Source organism: Providencia sp. PROV114, assembly GCF_032704305.1.
Lineage (GTDB): Bacteria > Pseudomonadota > Gammaproteobacteria > Enterobacterales > Enterobacteriaceae > Providencia > Providencia rettgeri.
Window position 1 is genome coordinate 4,221,832 of sequence record NZ_CP120528.1, and the last position, 16,496, is coordinate 4,238,327.

21 protein-coding genes are annotated in these 16,496 nt (G+C 45.3%); 1 reads left to right on the top strand and 20 read right to left on the bottom strand.

What is annotated here, in order from left to right; all coding sequences use genetic code 11:
- Positions 1–13: 13 nt before the first annotated feature.
- The 3 genes from P3L37_RS19225 to P3L37_RS19235 are packed head-to-tail and all read right to left on the bottom strand — an operon-like array spanning position 14 to position 2,849.
- Entirely contained in the window at positions 14–1,450 is a 1,437-nt protein-coding gene (locus P3L37_RS19225; RefSeq protein WP_042847221.1) for a conjugal transfer protein TraH, read from the bottom strand.
- 21 nt (positions 1,451–1,471) lie between these two features.
- Positions 1,472–2,533, bottom strand: a complete 1,062-nt coding sequence (traF, locus tag P3L37_RS19230) for a conjugal transfer protein TraF (protein WP_042847222.1) — start codon at positions 2,531–2,533, stop codon at positions 1,472–1,474.
- A complete protein-coding gene (locus P3L37_RS19235) occupies positions 2,511–2,849 on the bottom strand; it encodes a hypothetical protein (RefSeq protein WP_166268095.1) in 339 nt (112 codons plus the stop codon). The genes traF and P3L37_RS19235 overlap by 23 nt, the downstream gene beginning before the upstream one ends.
- Before the next feature lie 36 nt (positions 2,850–2,885).
- On the opposite strand from P3L37_RS19235, the gene P3L37_RS19240 reads away from it, so the two are divergent.
- On the top strand, positions 2,886–3,287 hold the full coding sequence (locus tag P3L37_RS19240) for a hypothetical protein (RefSeq protein ID WP_042847223.1): 402 nt from the start codon (positions 2,886–2,888) through the stop codon (positions 3,285–3,287).
- 51 nt (positions 3,288–3,338) lie between these two features.
- Here P3L37_RS19240 and P3L37_RS19245 read toward each other — a convergent pair whose 3' ends face one another.
- The 17 genes from P3L37_RS19245 to P3L37_RS19325 all read right to left on the bottom strand — a co-directional run bounded on the left by P3L37_RS19245 (position 3,339) and on the right by P3L37_RS19325 (position 16,407).
- Complete coding sequence (locus P3L37_RS19245; protein ID WP_042847224.1) at positions 3,339–3,551, bottom strand: hypothetical protein; 213 nt, start codon at positions 3,549–3,551, stop codon at positions 3,339–3,341.
- Positions 3,552–3,593: 42 nt separating this feature from the next.
- A complete protein-coding gene (locus P3L37_RS19250) occupies positions 3,594–4,103 on the bottom strand; it encodes a hypothetical protein (protein ID WP_042847225.1) in 510 nt (169 codons plus the stop codon).
- Between the two features lie 37 nt (positions 4,104–4,140).
- The gene (locus P3L37_RS19255; RefSeq protein WP_042847226.1) at positions 4,141–4,530 is read right to left on the bottom strand and encodes a hypothetical protein; all 390 of its coding nucleotides are present in this window, start codon (positions 4,528–4,530) and stop codon (positions 4,141–4,143) included.
- Between the two features lie 35 nt (positions 4,531–4,565).
- On the bottom strand, positions 4,566–4,826 hold the full coding sequence (locus tag P3L37_RS19260; protein ID WP_042847227.1) for a hypothetical protein: 261 nt from the start codon (positions 4,824–4,826) through the stop codon (positions 4,566–4,568).
- Positions 4,827–4,869: 43 nt separating this feature from the next.
- Positions 4,870–5,097, bottom strand: a complete 228-nt coding sequence (locus tag P3L37_RS19265) for a hypothetical protein (protein ID WP_042847228.1) — start codon at positions 5,095–5,097, stop codon at positions 4,870–4,872.
- 3 nt (positions 5,098–5,100) lie between these two features.
- Positions 5,101–5,415 (bottom strand): hypothetical protein, encoded by a 315-nt coding sequence (locus P3L37_RS19270; RefSeq protein WP_042847229.1) that lies wholly within the window; start codon positions 5,413–5,415, stop codon positions 5,101–5,103.
- Positions 5,416–5,475: 60 nt separating this feature from the next.
- On the bottom strand, positions 5,476–5,961 hold the full coding sequence (locus P3L37_RS19275) for a hypothetical protein (protein ID WP_042847230.1): 486 nt from the start codon (positions 5,959–5,961) through the stop codon (positions 5,476–5,478).
- 98 nt (positions 5,962–6,059) lie between these two features.
- Positions 6,060–7,838 (bottom strand): VWA domain-containing protein, encoded by a 1,779-nt coding sequence (locus tag P3L37_RS19280; protein ID WP_166267788.1) that lies wholly within the window; start codon positions 7,836–7,838, stop codon positions 6,060–6,062.
- A gap of 51 nt (positions 7,839–7,889) precedes the next feature.
- Entirely contained in the window at positions 7,890–8,171 is a 282-nt protein-coding gene (locus P3L37_RS19285; protein WP_042847232.1) for a hypothetical protein, read from the bottom strand.
- A gap of 52 nt (positions 8,172–8,223) precedes the next feature.
- Positions 8,224–9,489, bottom strand: a complete 1,266-nt coding sequence (locus P3L37_RS19290; RefSeq protein WP_052219376.1) for a DUF3150 domain-containing protein — start codon at positions 9,487–9,489, stop codon at positions 8,224–8,226.
- Positions 9,490–9,588: 99 nt separating this feature from the next.
- A complete protein-coding gene (locus tag P3L37_RS19295; protein ID WP_042847233.1) occupies positions 9,589–10,650 on the bottom strand; it encodes an AAA family ATPase in 1,062 nt (353 codons plus the stop codon).
- 66 nt (positions 10,651–10,716) lie between these two features.
- A complete protein-coding gene (locus tag P3L37_RS19300) occupies positions 10,717–11,091 on the bottom strand; it encodes a hypothetical protein (protein WP_042847234.1) in 375 nt (124 codons plus the stop codon).
- A gap of 367 nt (positions 11,092–11,458) precedes the next feature.
- A complete protein-coding gene (locus P3L37_RS19305; RefSeq protein ID WP_052219377.1) occupies positions 11,459–12,574 on the bottom strand; it encodes a lambda-exonuclease family protein in 1,116 nt (371 codons plus the stop codon).
- A 59-nt stretch (positions 12,575–12,633) separates the two neighbouring features.
- On the bottom strand, positions 12,634–14,178 hold the full coding sequence (locus tag P3L37_RS19310; protein ID WP_042847235.1) for a recombinase RecT: 1,545 nt from the start codon (positions 14,176–14,178) through the stop codon (positions 12,634–12,636).
- Between the two features lie 85 nt (positions 14,179–14,263).
- Positions 14,264–14,953, bottom strand: coding sequence for a single-stranded DNA-binding protein (locus P3L37_RS19315; RefSeq protein WP_052219378.1), 690 nt, complete (start codon positions 14,951–14,953; stop codon positions 14,264–14,266).
- Positions 14,954–15,420: 467 nt separating this feature from the next.
- The gene (locus P3L37_RS19320; RefSeq protein ID WP_042847236.1) at positions 15,421–15,858 is read right to left on the bottom strand and encodes a hypothetical protein; all 438 of its coding nucleotides are present in this window, start codon (positions 15,856–15,858) and stop codon (positions 15,421–15,423) included.
- A 78-nt stretch (positions 15,859–15,936) separates the two neighbouring features.
- Positions 15,937–16,407 (bottom strand): hypothetical protein, encoded by a 471-nt coding sequence (locus P3L37_RS19325; RefSeq protein ID WP_162762202.1) that lies wholly within the window; start codon positions 16,405–16,407, stop codon positions 15,937–15,939.
- Between the last annotated feature and the right edge of the window lie 89 nt (positions 16,408–16,496).

The following is a 16,496-nucleotide window of genomic DNA, read 5'->3' on the forward strand; positions in this document are numbered from 1 at the left end:
TACTCATATCCTCTTAGAGTGCGCCGTCTACCGACCCTTCACCTTGATATTCAGTTAAAGGCAGGGATTGCATGTAGGACTGGAAGGTTTCCTGGATCTTCTCTTCACCGCCGTATCTGGCCGCTAATGTGCTATAGGAAATTGCCAAATTACGTCGCGCATCTTCTATCAACTTATACATCTCTTCGTAGTAAGCTGAAGCAGAATCATCGTTAGACTGCGCCATACGGGCCCCTGTTGCTGCGGCCGTTAGTAGATCACTGAGGTATTGATTCGCAGCCGAGTAGGATAGGACAGGTGAGATGGCTCGAATATACGAATGACTGGCGTTCAGGTCATGCCTTGCCAAAATGATAGCTTTATTACCAGCGCCACCAACGTTGTAATACCCAGCCTGTTCATGCCGCTCTCTAGATACTTCACCACCCGATTTTGCCGAAACCAGATACCCATCATCAATGAAGAATTTATTAATGGTGTTAGCAACGCCATTCAAGCCAATTTGCTGTTGCACTGGGTTTTCGCACGTTTCGGTTTGGTTTACGCAACTCCACATATGGAAGGCGGGGTCACCATGAATAATAGAATCCAACACGGAGCTAGTTGCCAGAGGGCCAAGTCGAACAACGCTTTTTTTAATGGATCCGTCTTTGTCTGTACTGATATCTTTTCCAACAATAATCGTACCAGTGAGAGACATAACCAATTCTTTCTGTTGTTGCTCAGAGCCTTCGAATTGAGATGAGAACTGTCCATTTTGCAGCAAGCACCACATGAGGTTGCCATAGTCGCCACAAGGCTTACGTTTCCCTGTATCACCTTTGACTTTCTCTGGGGCTTCACCACCACCTGAGTTACCCCACATTGCCTTGAACTGGTCAACAACACCATCAGACGAGAGTTGGGATGACACGGACATTTTGGCATTTTCACCAAATGCGGAAGCTGTATCTACCAGTAATCCTTTTGCTAATTGGCAGGAGTTAACGGTCAGATCGTTCATTTGCTGAACAACAGCCTGCATTTTTGAAATGGCATTATCCAGAACTGCATCCATTGCGTTAAGTGCCAGCTGAAAAGCCAGACCAGCCGCGTTAGCGGCGATGTTACGTAGCATCTGAACAAACTGCTCGGCATTGATAAATGAGAAAGACCCACCAAAAAGGTCGATCCCTCCACAGCCGCCCGACGCGGCAGGAAGATCGATTGTGACTGGCGTAAGAGTTCTTAGTTTATTTCGGAGAACAAAGCCCCCACCAGTGTACCCATCACGAGTAATGCTGTGATAATCTCCCGCGCCAGTTACATTGGACATTGAACCGAACATACTATCGAGCTGGGTACTGATATCCGCAGCATTGGAAGAAGACGTGAACACACCCGACAGAGCAATCGATATTGCTAAGATAGTGCGTTTGAGCCCTTTAGATTTTTGATGTTGTAAAACCATTTTTTGTTACTCCCGCTACTGTTATTTCGCCTTTGTAGATGCTGCGTAACCAGATTTCTTCTGAATGTATTTGATAAAGTCGTCCGAGTTCTCCAGGTACTCTTCCGGCATATCTTTCAGGATGCTCGAATCGATATACCCATTGTCGTTATATGGAAGCGTGCTTTTGTACTGCTCGTTGGTGATGAGCCCCGAGTCATGTGCAATCATGATTGTGCGGGATATCAACTGATCGGCACTGAGAGGCCCGAATGAAAGAATCCGCGTTGCCTCTGGAGGAATAGCCAGTGCGAGCGCAGGAGTGTTGGTGATCTGCAATTTTGCTGCTTGACCAGTATCTGCACGCCAGTTCTCCATGATGTTTCCAGGCATTGGTTTACCATCAATCGAAATTGGAATAACTTTCATACCGGTCATGTAAGTGAACGTATTCATGATCGCCGCTTGTTTCACACAGATTGAGCAATCTTCGCCACGGAAGAAAAAGAAAACCCCAGCGCGTGTGGCAATGTCTTTTATAACAAGCCGTGAGTTTTTTTCAGCCTCCGCAGACTGGTCCATAGCGCCGAAGGTAGACGTAGAGCGACGACTGCTTTCATCAATCAATGGATCTGTAGATGTCACTAAGCGCGCCATATCAGTAAACCGGCTCGCCTTGTCCAACATAATGCGCTGCGCAAGGTAATAGGCCCGGACGTTTTCCTGGGTTGGCTCGTCAATTGCGCGGTCACGTAATTTCTGTACGTTTTCACGGTACCAGGCCACGGTAAAGGCTTCAGGCCCCTCTTCAGGAGTAACCGCAACGGAAGGTTCAGGGACAGGCATTTGCTTGTCCTGCTCTTCGGTTTTGTCCGCTTTAGCAACAGTAGTCTCAGGTTCGATTTCTTTCGGCGGTTCAGGAGGCATTTTTTTCCAGAACCAGCCTTCTTCTTTTCCATCCAGAAACGAGGTACCTCCAGCGGTAACCTGCCCGTTGGAAGCCTTTGGTTTATTATCTTTGCCACCCTCTGCTACCGCATGAGCAGAGAGCACCCCAAATACCAGGGTAGCGATGACTGTTTTATTGAAACTTTGGAATTTCATCTTCATTACCTTTGGTAAGAATTGCCGCTATCCTGTCAGTCCAAAAAAAGGAGTTTTTCCCCTTAAAAACCCTGGCTTTTTCAAGCTGTTGGCACAGTTGATAGTGTCTATATCTTTGTTGCCCGATCTTCTTAATGATGCTTTCGGGTTTTATACCAATTTCCTTACAGGCCTCATCGAGGGTCATGCGTCCGCCGTACTTACGTTCAAGTTCACGCTGCAAGCTGAGACGGTTAGAGTCAGTGCAGAGTATGGCTGGCAGCTTAAAAACAGGCATGAGCATCGAACGGCTGTGAGCACATACGAGAAGTTTCATCAAATCCCTCATCTGATGAATCAATGAGCGGTCATTTTGTCATACACAGGCAAGGAAAACGGCAAAAAAGGCCAGCAAAATGAGGCCAAAAACCGGTGTTCTCAAAGGGTTGAAGGAATCGCATGTGCTTGCGTTTTGTTTACCATCCTTCCGTTGTCTGTGAATGCAGCTCCGGTTATGGCTGGTAAAAAAAAGCAAAAAAAAACCCTGTCCGAAGACAGGGTTTTGGGTGGTTACCCTAGGCTGGAATTACGATTTGCTCTTGTTGCGAGTAAACGCGATCGGCATCGAGACAATCAAAAGAACTTTGATGACAAAGTCCTCTGTCACCTTGATGCCAAAGTGACTACCGAAAACAATCACCATGACAGCAATTGCAACAGTAAAAACAAGAGAGAAGAAGCGAAGGGTATTAAGTTTCATTTTAGGGCTCACTGAGGGAAGTTAAGCACAACGAGGATGTTGTGCGGAGGGGAAGTTAAATCGAAGTTATAGAGAGTGACGCAGTTTCATAATTTTACCGTAGACATCCTGAAGGATGAGCACGATGAAATAAGCGGCCAATGCAACACAACCGGCAGCAATGACAGACATGACAACAATAACAACTACCATAGTCATGACATCAAAGCTGAAAAATACCGTTGCAGCTACAATGATTACCGCAGGAATCAGCGGCAGGAATTTAAATATGTTTTTCATACATCACCAGTGAAAGAGAGTTTGTGGACAGCAAAAAAGCAATTAGTGAAACAGGTGTGCTTTTAAACCGATGGTGTAACGAGAGTAGATACCACCAAAGAGAGAATCTTTGAAAACATCCGGTTCTTCATTATCAGACAAAACAGCCTCAGCCATCTCCACGATACTCACCAACATCTGCGCGCAGAATGAGTTTTTCTTAAACAAATCCCGGTACAAACTGGTATGAATCACCCCATTCAAGTCCATCGCCAAGTTAATCAATAATGCTTGATTAACAGACAGCGAAGGGCAGTCAGGGTCATTGAACGATTCCGTACCAACACCAATTCGGTTCATTGCAAGCAATGTCCGAACCTCGCCTTCCAAATCAGCAAAGCGATGATTGATGTCAATATAGGTTTCTTCATTAATCACCACACCGAGATCATCGCGTAAATCAGAACCGCGCGAGTAATCTTCTTCATCAACGGGCACAATTTCCAAAAGGATGTTGCGAACAGCGATAGGGAAAGTTGTGGTGTAGCTATTGTCAGAGGTAACGTAACGCATGAGAAATACTCCTGTAGATAAAAATGAAGGGTAAGGATTACCAAACACATTGTTCTTTCATGAACTCGGGCTCATGTGCCACGAAACGAACAGCCTCAGCCATCGTTGAGTCGAAGAACCTGGAACACAAACTCCGGCCAAGCATGACTATCTCTTTTTTGAGAAGGTCAAGGCTAGGGTCGGAGAAACGGCCACATGCACAACAATACGCAAAACGAGTCGCCAGCTTTAATACCTGGGATTCGTTCTGATTAATACCAAACGCAGTATTGGCAATGCCAAGTCCACGATCGTTAAGCAATTTCACAGTTAACATATCGGAATGAATTAACGCCAAGTCAGCTTGCTCCTGAACATCAGAAGTGGGCCAAAGGCGCATCTTTTCAGATACGAATCCGTAAATGCTCAATTCGACAGAATGAGACATACGTACCTCTTTAATAGATTTATGAATTTAGAAAATTAAAAGATACCGGGCTTGCAACGAGCCAATGCGGCCAGAATGCGTTCGCGAGCAGGGGAGGGGCTAACAGTTGCCTGAATGCCTTCCATCCAATCCTCAACCGGTATGCGGGTGAATTTGTCGTCTGTATTGCGGATACGAAATGCAATCACTGCCCAACGTGATAAAGCATATTTAATACAAGCTTCATCACCCGGAACGACAACGCCACGCAGTTTCGCGGAAGCGTTATTGTATTCAATCAATGCACAAGCACTCATACAGTTCACCAAAACGAAAGGCCCGCTACGGGGCCTTTGCTTTTCAGAAGTTAATATTATCGTTTACTGTGACAGGAATAGGATCCTGATGTGCAGCAATATCGATGAAGTTAAAACGTTTAATGTTGGTGGCGCGAAGCACTTTGCCAGTAGAGAGCACAAAGGTCTCAACATCAGCATGGCGACTATCAGGCCAGGACTGAGAAATTGAGGTTTCGCGGATTAAATATGACCGTTTATTTGATGTGAAAGACACATAAGGTATCAGCATTGCTTAACCCTCTGAGCCCATCAGACCGTAGCCGTATGTCGTTAACGTATGCACTAAACACAGTGCATCAACGGTCATGTACGGCCACCAATTACCTGTCTCATCACGGAAGAAGTGTATTTCTAGTGAATCCGGGGCCATTGGGTGGTACGTATTGATCACGAAAGACTCTTCAAAAACGGGTAGGTTTTCAAACAAACTAACACTACGCTTTGGTGAATTGCCATGCACGTAACCAATGAGGTCATCAATCATTTCAACGGTAAAGCCGCTTTGTGGTTCAACGACAGAAGTATCAAAATTAATATATTTAGCCATGATGAATATCTCCAAGAGAAAGTAAAACGCTGACAAATGCCAGCGTTATTCTTTAAGCGGTTATGCACACTTCCGAGCAGCTTCGTTCGGGTAGTAGTGATAGAACGCCTTCTTGTATTTTTCGAAACCGCGACGCTGTGATTCAACGAAGTCCATATTTGATGGCGCATCGTAGTGGTTCGACTGAATTAAACGATCTTGTTCAGCCAGGTCATGCTTCCAGCGATGCAGAACACTCATACGAGTCTCTTCTGGGTCCAGTTTGGCGAAGAAGCAGCAGCTAGTGAAAGAGCACAGATCCGACTGATTTTTATCAGAGAAGATCCAGAGAATTTCATCAACACGCTGTTCAACGTTGCTTCTGGGGGCCGTCATGATGTACAGAGAGTCACGAATAATTTCGTAAGCCATCTGTTGCGAATAACGCAATTCATAACGATCATCTTTGGCAGCGCAAATTGCTTCATAAGTCCGGTCGTCAGCTTCAAACAGTTCGTTGAAGGACAGCTGATTTTCATGAGCAAATGCATTTTTGGACATAGTCATTTTGATCACCTTTAATAGATTTAAAATAAATTTAGGAATTAAAAACCCGGCCTCATGCAAAGCAGGAGGCTAAGGATTTGTTTAGGAAGGTTTTAAAATTAACGAGTTAAAGCTTTGCGGGAGACTTCGAGAAGCTTTCCGCGAAGGGCAGAGACAGAACCTACAGCAACACCAGTATCATCGAATAGAGAAGTCATAATGTTTGAATTAGCACCGCCGAAGCCAATACCAATAACAATCACACCTTCTTTTTTCGCGTCATTAACCATCTGAATAACAGGCCCGGAGTTATCGGGCTTACCATCAGTGACCACGACCATGACATGGCGATCAGCGCGCGCATTTAGCAAGTCACTGAACGCAGGCCATAAAGCTTGTTCCAGTGGCGTACAACCATTTGCGCTAATACCAAATTGCTTAGCGTTAACCGCAGCCCGGAAGCTTTGTTCACGCGCTTTTAGCAAGCCAACGTTATTTGCGGTGGCATGTGGGAAATGATAGGCCGAAGTCGAAACACCTTTGATGCCGTCCAACGCAAAGAGCAAGGAGACAACAGCGGCTTCAGCTTCAACCATGTCAGAACCCAATGAACTGCTTGAATCAAGCAGAACAGTAAAGGCAGAGTTGAACTCAACAGCTTTAGATTTGTGTCGGAATAACTTGGTTTCTCCTAAAAGAGCCGAAGTCAGCCGACGCGTATCCATAACACGACCCGTTTCTTTGTGTGTACGACGAGTTTGTTGCATACCTTGTAGTAGCCCGTGCATTGACTGACGAAGGCCAGACGCAGCCTGAACACCTCGGAGAACCGAAGCTTCTCTGGTTGCGTGACGCTTAGCCGGAGCAATACCGAACGGGGTAGCAGCAGGTGTGCGTTCACTTGGAGAAACGTTGTCTTTAATACAGTCATTCAAGCGTTCACCAGCACCTTTAATAACCTCGTTGAGATTATCATCAGTGACATTGGCAAAAGGGTCTGAATGGTCTGATTTAGACGGTGTTGAGCTGGTAGAAACGCTGGTGGAAACATCACTGCCAGAAGCAGGGCTGTCACCATTTTCAGGTTCATTACCAGGCTGAGCGGAAGTACCTTGAGACGATTGACCGTCAGAAGAGCCATCGCCAGCATCTACATTAGAGTCAGCACTATCATTATCTTCGCCAGGCTGTGAGTTATCACTGCTTGGTTCGGATTGTGAATCGTCACCGGTCTCAGGAGGCAGATCATGTTGGTCTTGTTGATTATCGTTAAAAGCATCTACTGCAAGATCGTAAAGACGACAGGAAATATCCAGACAGTCGGCAATGGAAGGCGCGTTAATCGCCAAACCGAGAATGTCCATCGCTGTATCAAACATGTTTTGTCCGAATAAGCGAATGAAGTCTGATTGGGCTTGATCAACAGGAATGTTAAGTGCGTGATACCGTTTGAAACCACACAAGAGTAAACCGTTGATAAATGCTACAGCAGGATCATCAGTTGGTTTCGTGTCCTCATTAAAAACAAAGTGATTTAACGCTTTGAGAAATGAAGGCACTCCGGGAAAGCGACGACCTATCGCACGTTCAATACGAAGATCTTCGGTTATGTTTACCAACTTACCAAGAACACTTGGGTTGTAGCCTTGTTTGGCACGAGCAGGAATGTCTTCTTTCAGAATCGGAAATTCTGTGTATTTGACATGCGCAGCTTCGTGAACCAAATAACCCAGAAGGACGTCAGACAATTTTTCAGCATCCTTATAGAAAGGAATGTTGATAGTGAATGAAGAACCTTGCTGAGAAGCACAAGCCGTAGAACCACCAACAGTTACATTCACTCCGAGCTGATCGCTCAGGGCGCGTGCAACGACGGGCAGAGAGTTATAAATACCCATACTTACCTCACAATAGATTTAATATAAATTTAAAAGGACGAAAACGAGTCGTTAAGGACGTTTCAAACAGGTGCGAAGGTCACCGTTGTCAGCCAAACGTAAAAAAAACGTTTTGCTATCCAAAGTCACCGAGGCGTTTTGCAGTACCTGTTGCCAGGTAAAGCGGTAGAGAGAGTGAGACGGGCCTAAACGGAGGATGTCGAAATCAGTTTCAGAAACACCAAGCCAGGGCAGGGTATTACCAAACAACACAGCAAAAGCCATAGGAAGCTGCTCACCGTATTTACTAAACTCAACAAGTAACTCGTTGTTGCACAAAAGATACTTTTGCATAACCAAGTCCATATTTAGGAAATTAAAAAAGGCCCGTAAAGGGGCCTTAGATTTAGAACATCATGATCCCATCGTCTGAATCGGTATCAGCAAAATCCAGATTAACTGGAGTAGCAGAAGCCGGGGCATTCAAATCGACAGCGGCAGCAGGAACGACGAAAGAACTCAGCAGCGCGCTATCATCAACAACTTCAACAGAACCAGCAGGCTGATTAACTTCAACAGTGCTTGACGTATCAGCCACTGTAACAACCGGGTCTGCAACAGGACCGGCCGGAGGCAAGTCGAGTGGCAGGTCGGCCAAGAAGCTATCATCAATCGTTTCAGCAACAGCGAATGCGTTCGTGTGTGGAACCACGTCAGCAGGAGTGGCTGGTGTTGTTTCCAAAGCAGGTTGTGCTGGTGGAGAAACCAAATCGGTAGTCGGCAACTCAAAAGAGGCGTCGAGAACCAAAGAGGCATCCAAACCAGAATCAGCTTGCGGATTTGAAAGCAACGATACAAACGACTTAGCAGCTTGTGGATCGCGGAGGTTGTTTAGAAGGGATAATGCATTGTTGTAGTCTTGACCGGTAACTTTGCCTGTCAAAGGTAAGTTATCAAGCACTTGAGACATGTACTCGCACAGACCTTCAACACTGGGGTCAATAAACGCCAGAGTACGAAGTTTTTCAGCAGAACGACGTAGCGGATTCAGTGTGTGTTGACTGATTGCATCTTTGCTATTCAGGTTCTTTAAGAACTTGTCAGCAACGGAGGCAACGTCTTCATAGACTTCATCTGCCAGACTTTTTACCTGACTTGCAAAACCATCTTGAATGATGGCATTGCCATAAGGAGTGATATGAATCGCAGTAAACCCAAATTGAATTTGGGAATCCATATAGCCGATATCAATCGCGGCATCGCGCACAAGGATTGCACGATACTTTTCCTCAAATGAATTAATCCAGCCATTAAAATCAGCCTTCAAAAATTCTTTTTTGTAGTCATAAAACTCTTGCTTCACATCCTTCAGTTCATCGATGAGTGCATTGACCTTATCCGTTGGGACAGCATAGCCGCCCATGAAAGCAACACCGTAGGACAAACAAGCTTTCTTAGCCTTGTTCTTAAAGCGTTCAAACGGGTTAATCAACTGCGGGTCAATCACTTTCTTAGAACCAAGAGACACCATGACTTCTGGTGGCAGTTCGGCATTTTCACCTAAGTCTTGACGTTGCAGCTTTTTACGGCCGCTAATGCAGGAAATCTCAGAAAGAGAAACCAGGATTAATTGGTCTAAAACTTGAGTGTGAGTTTGGTTATTCGTAGACATATTAGTTACCTTTTATTTATAAATTTAAAATATTAAAAAGGCCCAGAAATGGGCCATTATTTATTTAGAGAATTGCATTTAGAGAGGTGTTAACAAGGTTTAACCGAATACCGCTTTGAGGATGGCATGCAGAGCACGCTTATCATCAGCACCGGCACGGTTACCGATTTGTAAGTCGAAGGAAACTTGCAGAGCTTCAGGCATTTTGGCCTTATTCATCAGCGAGAAACGTTCAACCCAGGCAATCAGCGAGCGAGTAGAGCACGTAACAGACAATCGCGTGTCTGGCGAAACAGCGGATACCTTGACAGAAGAACTGTCATTGGACTGATTAAAATCACCAGCGATATCACTGCCGACAAACAACTTACGAATGATGTTAGCGATTTCAACAAACTTACCTGCGAGCACTTCATCTGAAATGAACTTCTTGATTAACGAGGTTTCAACGTCTTTTGGCATGTAATTCGCGTTGATGAACATATAGCGATCGAGGTTCGCGACGTTCAGCACTTTTACACCACCATAGACACCCGTTAAATCACCTTGGCCGATCGAGTTGGCTGTAGCGACAAAACGGAAGTTAGGATGCTTTTTGATCACTTCGTTGGTTTCAGGAATAACAAGATTCCCACCTTCTAAGATCGCGTTAAAAGCGTTAGCACAGCTTGGGTCAAGTTGGTCGTATTCATCCAAAAGGAAAATGAGGCCAAATTTGTAAGCAAGTGCCAGAGGACCATAAAGGAAGTCTGTACGGGTATCACCGGTCATTGTGTCGCAAACGAGACGAAGACCACCGACAAGACTATTAATGTCCAAATCCTGAGAAGCTGTTGTTTTCATCAAAGGCCAGTTCAGTCGAGCGGCAACTTGCTCAACAATACTGGTTTTACCGCAGCCTGTAGGGCCGGAGATCCACAGCGACTGACCCTGAGGGTAGTTAATCCACATCAGGACAGACGCACGCAGAGACGGCTCAAACACGTAATGATCATTTCGGCTAGGGATGGCAGCACTGAATGCATTATCCGCAGCGAAACCAGCATACGGTTTAACCTGCGCTTTCATGTGTTCTGGAATGACAACGCCGAATAATTCCGGAGAGATTGCGACGTTACGAACCAGGGTATCAGCAGCTAGAGTAGTGTTAAAAGTAGACATGTATTACCTCAATAATTTAGATAGATTTAAAAGAGTTAGGGAATTTAAAAGTGAAGAGTCGTCGAATTAAGCAGCAGGAGAACAGCAAACCAGATTGGAATGTGTATACCGGCTACTCATTTGTCCTTGTTCACAGACAATCGACTTAGGTGCATAAGTGGCAAACGCCGTAATACCACGCTCGGAAAGCGCGGTGATCAGGGTTGGCATAAAGTAGGTTTTGGCATAAACCAAAACACCTTCAGCCTGGTGACGGGAACACAGCAGCAAAGCGATATCTGCTAGTTCGTCGGCACGTTGCTGCATTAACGAAACGGTGGGGCAGTCATTGAACGAGAGTTTTTCACGAATGATTTGTGAAATGTCACGTTCAACATCAATCACACCCATTTCGCGTTGTGCGTCGGATGCTTTATATGCAGTCAGATTAACGATGGACATGGAGAGACTCCTAAAATTAATAGATTTAAAAGGTTTAAGGCCTCAGAAAAGAGGCGAGATTTAAGGTATTGCAAAGTTCCAGTAGAGTGACTGGAGGCACTTGTTGTTCTCAGCTTGAGAACGAAACACCGTTTTCGACGCATAAAAAAACCCGCTGCTTAAAAAGCAACGGGCTATCGAATTTGGTACAGATATGCGTGTGCCGTGTGAATGAGAGTAAACGCATTCAGAATGGCGATATGGCCGAAATTAGGTGTTTAGGGGCAGGTTGCCAGAAGTTAGGCGGTGTGTACCGCACCGCTACAATAATCAATTCTTACAGCTGGGTCAACAAGAAAAAACCCGACCGAAGTCGGGTGTGAGAGAGTTAAAACAACAACAAGGCATTGTCTTCAACACCGGTGAGTGCATCTCCTTCTGCCACAACAGGTTTGATGGCTTCAGGTGGAATATAAACGCTGTCCTCTGGGGAAGCTTCATACTCATAGACAGACAGGCTGGAGCGAAGAGACTCCTGAGTCACACAGTCCGGATATTGCTCAGCAGTCACATTAAGACGCTCAGCGATCATTTTCCAGTTAGTGCGACCTTTGACTTTACTTTCCAGATAGCGAAAACCAAACCCATCAATACGGACAGGGTCTGTGCTTTTGAAACCAAGACCTGTTGCAAGACCTTGAATCGACGCCTTAAGCGTTTCTTCAAGATTAGACAACTGGGCTTTCACGGCTTCAAACTCGGCTTCTTTGGCGCGGACATTCGCAACTTGACGGCGGATGTCAGCGATACGAGCAGAGAGATCATCTGGAGCAGTAAATTCACTGGTTTGGGCCAGAATATCGGCATCAGAAACCAGCAGGATGTCTTGCTGTTTATCAAAAGCCGGAGCTACCTTTTGATTTAAACGTTCCCAGAACTCTTTGCATGCAGCAAACAAACGTGTGAAAGCGCCCTGGTTAGGTTTGATAAGGAAAATCTTCGGCTGATCTTTAGCGGACCAGAAAACAAGATAAGCTTGCGGGGCACCTGTTACGAATAACTGATGCTGCACCTGCCAGAAGTAATATTTAAATTCCGGCGAGGCTGAACCTTGTTCGAGGATAGCTAAATGTTTTTTCTCTGAGAGATTCTTGATCTCCAGTACAGAACGGTCATCGAGCTGTCCATCAAGCGAAGCTATCATGAACGGGTACTTGGCATGTCGAACGCAAAAGGGTGAGGCTATTTGCCCCAATTCACTTTCGCAGTAAGACCGCGCAAGCGCTTCGAGTTTGTTACCGGCATCCACCTGCTTAATCGCAGATAGATCTTCAGAAGCAAGCAAGCCTGCATACTGAAGGTATAACTGATAAGGCGTTTTCATAGCTCCAGGCGCACCCAAGAGAATTGGGGAGCATGTTGCCGTAACACCTGTTCTACGCCATTTGTGCCACTCTGGAGTTCCTTGTTCAATATCGACAATTTCACAGATTGAATCAGACATACGATCACCATTAATAAATTTATAAAATTAAAAAACCGGCAATAAATGCCGGTTATGTTTTATGCTGCTTTAGCTGTTGAAATCAGGTTGCACAACATCTCTTTGAGACCTTTGTGTTTGACTGAATTCAAGGCAGATTCAAGTTCGTCGAATTGACCGGACTGAAGAGCTTGAGAGTAGAGCACTTGCATGGAGTTAGTTTCAGCTTCAACAGAAGAAACCCACTGGGCTGCACTGGCTTTAAACTCCCCGTCAGCAAGACGATTAACAAAGTCATTTGCGATCCCAAAATCACACATGTGAACTGACTCAGAAACTTTCGTACTGAGCAGGTCACGGCGCGATTGTTCCAATTGACGTTTTGCGTAAGCCAATTCGCTGTCGTTGAAAGAAAATGCGTCTTTCAGTTCGGCGATCATGGTTTCGTAAGCCAGCGTTTTTTCTGCGCGGGTAACGAGTTTCGCAATTCGTTTGAAACTGCTTTGACGAACACCTGGAATTTCAGACATCGGAACTTGAAGTTCTTCTGGCTGAGATCCACCCGCATCAGACTTGGGTTGAACATCAACTGGAGCTGACTGAGCTTCCTGTGACGCAGGCTGAGATGCCTTCTCAACGGGTTGGGCCGATTGCGCAGGGGGAGCGACGTCATCATGAGCAACAATTTCACCCTCAATAACACTGTCGTCAGCAACAATAGGCTGAGATGAAGCAACATCATTGTTAGCAGCCTGAGCAGCTTGACGTTGAGCCATTTCAGCAGCAGCAGCTTCAACAGGGACATGAGCGGAAGACTTGAACCCTTCTTCACCGTAGGTATTGAGATAATCAATCACTGCGCTGATTCGAGTTCGGTTGCCTGGGATTAAATGAACGGTTTGTTTAAGGGCGGATTTCAGAACCATTTTCCACGGGAATGTTGTCCACGGAGATAATGCTCTTTTATCAACTTTTTTCCAAGATTCAGAAACTGCGCGAGCAGCGGCTAAATCTTCAACAGTTACAAAGTAAACGAGGTTGCGGCCATCTCGCATGAGAAAGTCCACATAGACACCACGGAAGTTACCGCGAGCGCCTAAGGTACCTTTATCCGTCACCGTCAGAATCAAATCCCCTTTGCTAGCAAATGGGTCAAACTCATGGATCGGACTATTACGACGACCTTGTGGCTTAAATACTGCATCATTCTCAAACACCAATTCAGCAACAATGTCTTGGCAGAGTCCTTCATCTGTAGCCATTTTGATCAGGCCGAGATAAGAGACATCCAAGATCACCCGATTATTGCGTGGAACCAGATATGCCTGTTTCTGTGCAGGGTCGAGTGTCAAACCGGAACTCGCTAACTGTAAAAACGCAGTCTCGAAAGAACGCGGGTTAGTTAACGCAATACCAGTGAGATAGTCACTGTTGTTAATGATGTGCTTGGCAAACACACACTCTCTCTGGAAAGAGATATGTGGGTGCATTGCAGCCTTTTCAAACTGACTACCTAGAGTCATCATGTGACGGGTCACTGTGTCAACTCTGACCGTGATGTCAGTGTTGGCTCTTTTCGCGTTATTGTTGTCATAAGCGCGACGGGCATTGTTCGAATAAGACATGGTAGTACCTCATATTTAATAGATTTAAAAATTGACCAAACAGATATGAAAACGCCACTCAACGAGTGGCGTTTACTGCGGAGTATTAACCGCGCATATCGGAATAACTGCCATTACTAACCATTGCACGAGCTGCAATGAGTTGGTCTGTGACGGTAGGCTTTGTAGAAGGTACGAAGATCGCACTGCTACGAGCTGTCACAGTTTGCTTAACGGTAGGTTGTTGAGCGGGCGGCTGTTGTTTGGCTTCTCTCTTGGCTGCGGCACTTTTCTGTGCTTGCTGGAGTGCTGCACGGAACTTGTTACCGATCGTTTTCACTTCGTCATAACTCATCTTCTGAACAACTAACTCAGCATCCAGACGCGCCTGTAATTCAGGCGAACGCAGTGGTTGTTGAGTTGGTGTCGAAGCAGTGATTGGAGCAACGTAAGACTGAGGATTAGCATCATTAATTCGCGTATCAACGACCAGGTTGGTCGCAATATCGTGAACGGAGAATGCATGGAACTCAGTACGCTGAACATCGGAACCATCTTTCACATAGCGAGCTGTGCGAGCGATAGCTTCGATAGAGATCTCAGAGTCTTTCTTGATGGTATTGTGGAGAAAATCAGCAACTTTACCGAAAGCCTTGATAGGGAAAAACTCAATCACTTTTTGCGAGTTGATCTTCATTTCACAACCCAAACGGAAAAAAATGACAGAGTCATTACCGTTTTTAGCGGGAGTATAACGAGGGTCGATCGCTACTTTACCTTTAGCTTTGGAGAACATAGTTAATACCTCAATTAATAGATTTAAAATATTTAGAAAGTTTATGCCTGGAAAGGCCTGACTAGCCTGAGGTTAAATCTCAGGTACAGTCTGTTTAGGAAGGGAAGTTAAGGGTATTGCAATGCCCAGTAGAGTGACTGGACGCACTGATATTCCTCAGCGTGAGGAAAAACACCGGTTCGACGAGCAGCAAAAAGCCCGGAGCCTTATAGGGCACCGGGCTGTCGAATTCTGTTTTGTAGGCATGAAAAAGCCGTGAGAATGAATGCGGGATTCATTCGTAGAGGCGCTGGTGGCCGAAATTAGGTGTTTTGGTTAAGGGCTATTGCCGGAAGTTATGCGATGTAATCGCCAGAACAGAGTAAGCGATAGGAGCGTAAGGGTCAATCGAAAGGCAAAAAAAAACCCAGCATAGGCTGGGTTTCTTGGGAGGTTAAGATGAAAAATGATAGAAGAACATTCGAAACTCAATGATACGCAGCAGCTAATTGAAGGTATCGACGATGAATGAAGTCCAGGGTGGCGCGATAGGTAAAGCTATTGGAGTAGCTCGTTCCATCCAGATGGACAAAGATCATGAATGCGTCTTCTAGACGTGAACGATCTTTTTTTCTCAATCGATTCTTACCAATATTGCATGCTACTGAAGCCAACATGAATTTAACTTTGGCCATCAACTTGATAGCTTCAGTCCGGTTTTTAACGCCGCATTCACGAAGTGCAATATCATCATTTTGACTGATACAAAGAGGGCAATCATCAGCACCTTCATGGTGACAGCAATGCCATCCACAATCATTACAATTGAGGGTATAGGTATTGCGGGAAGCATCAAAGCCTTCCAACTGACAAGGACTACCACAACGAATACAGTTTTCGAACGTGGAAGCATTAATGATAATCATAAATCACCTTGAAATTAATAGATTTAAAATAGTTAAAAGCCCAGGAATCTGGGCTTGTTTAAGAGAGATTAGTGAATATCAGCTAACAACTTCCATGATCCAGAGACCACGACGTTTGTCAGTTTCAAGGTCGCGATAACCAGTCACATTACCCTTGCGATCAAGAACCTGAGCTTTACTGGTGCGCACTTCGGAGTCTTTCCAGAAAACAACAGTGTCACCAATTTTAGCACCAGAATTCTCGACAGCTTTTTTAAGACCAATAGCCCAAACTTTATTTTGCCCTTCGATTTCAACATAGAAGGACATATCGTTTGAACGGTCATTTTTCCAATGAGCCATACCAAAAGAAACCAACTTACCTTCGTGCTCAGTGATAACAGTGCGAGAAGGACGCTTGGCGCTTGAAGTGGTGGAATCATCAGAATCGTCAGACTCATCAAGTTCGTCATCTTCAGTAGAGAAACGAGACATGATTTGAACAGCCAGAACAACAGCTGACAGAGTCAGACAGCCACAGGCAATGATTAAAGGAATAGTGGATTGCACAAATCCAGCCGTGAAAATATAAAAAGCAATGCCAGCTGGCACTACGAACGAAGCGTTCTTAGGACGCCAGAACAACGAGAGGAACATGC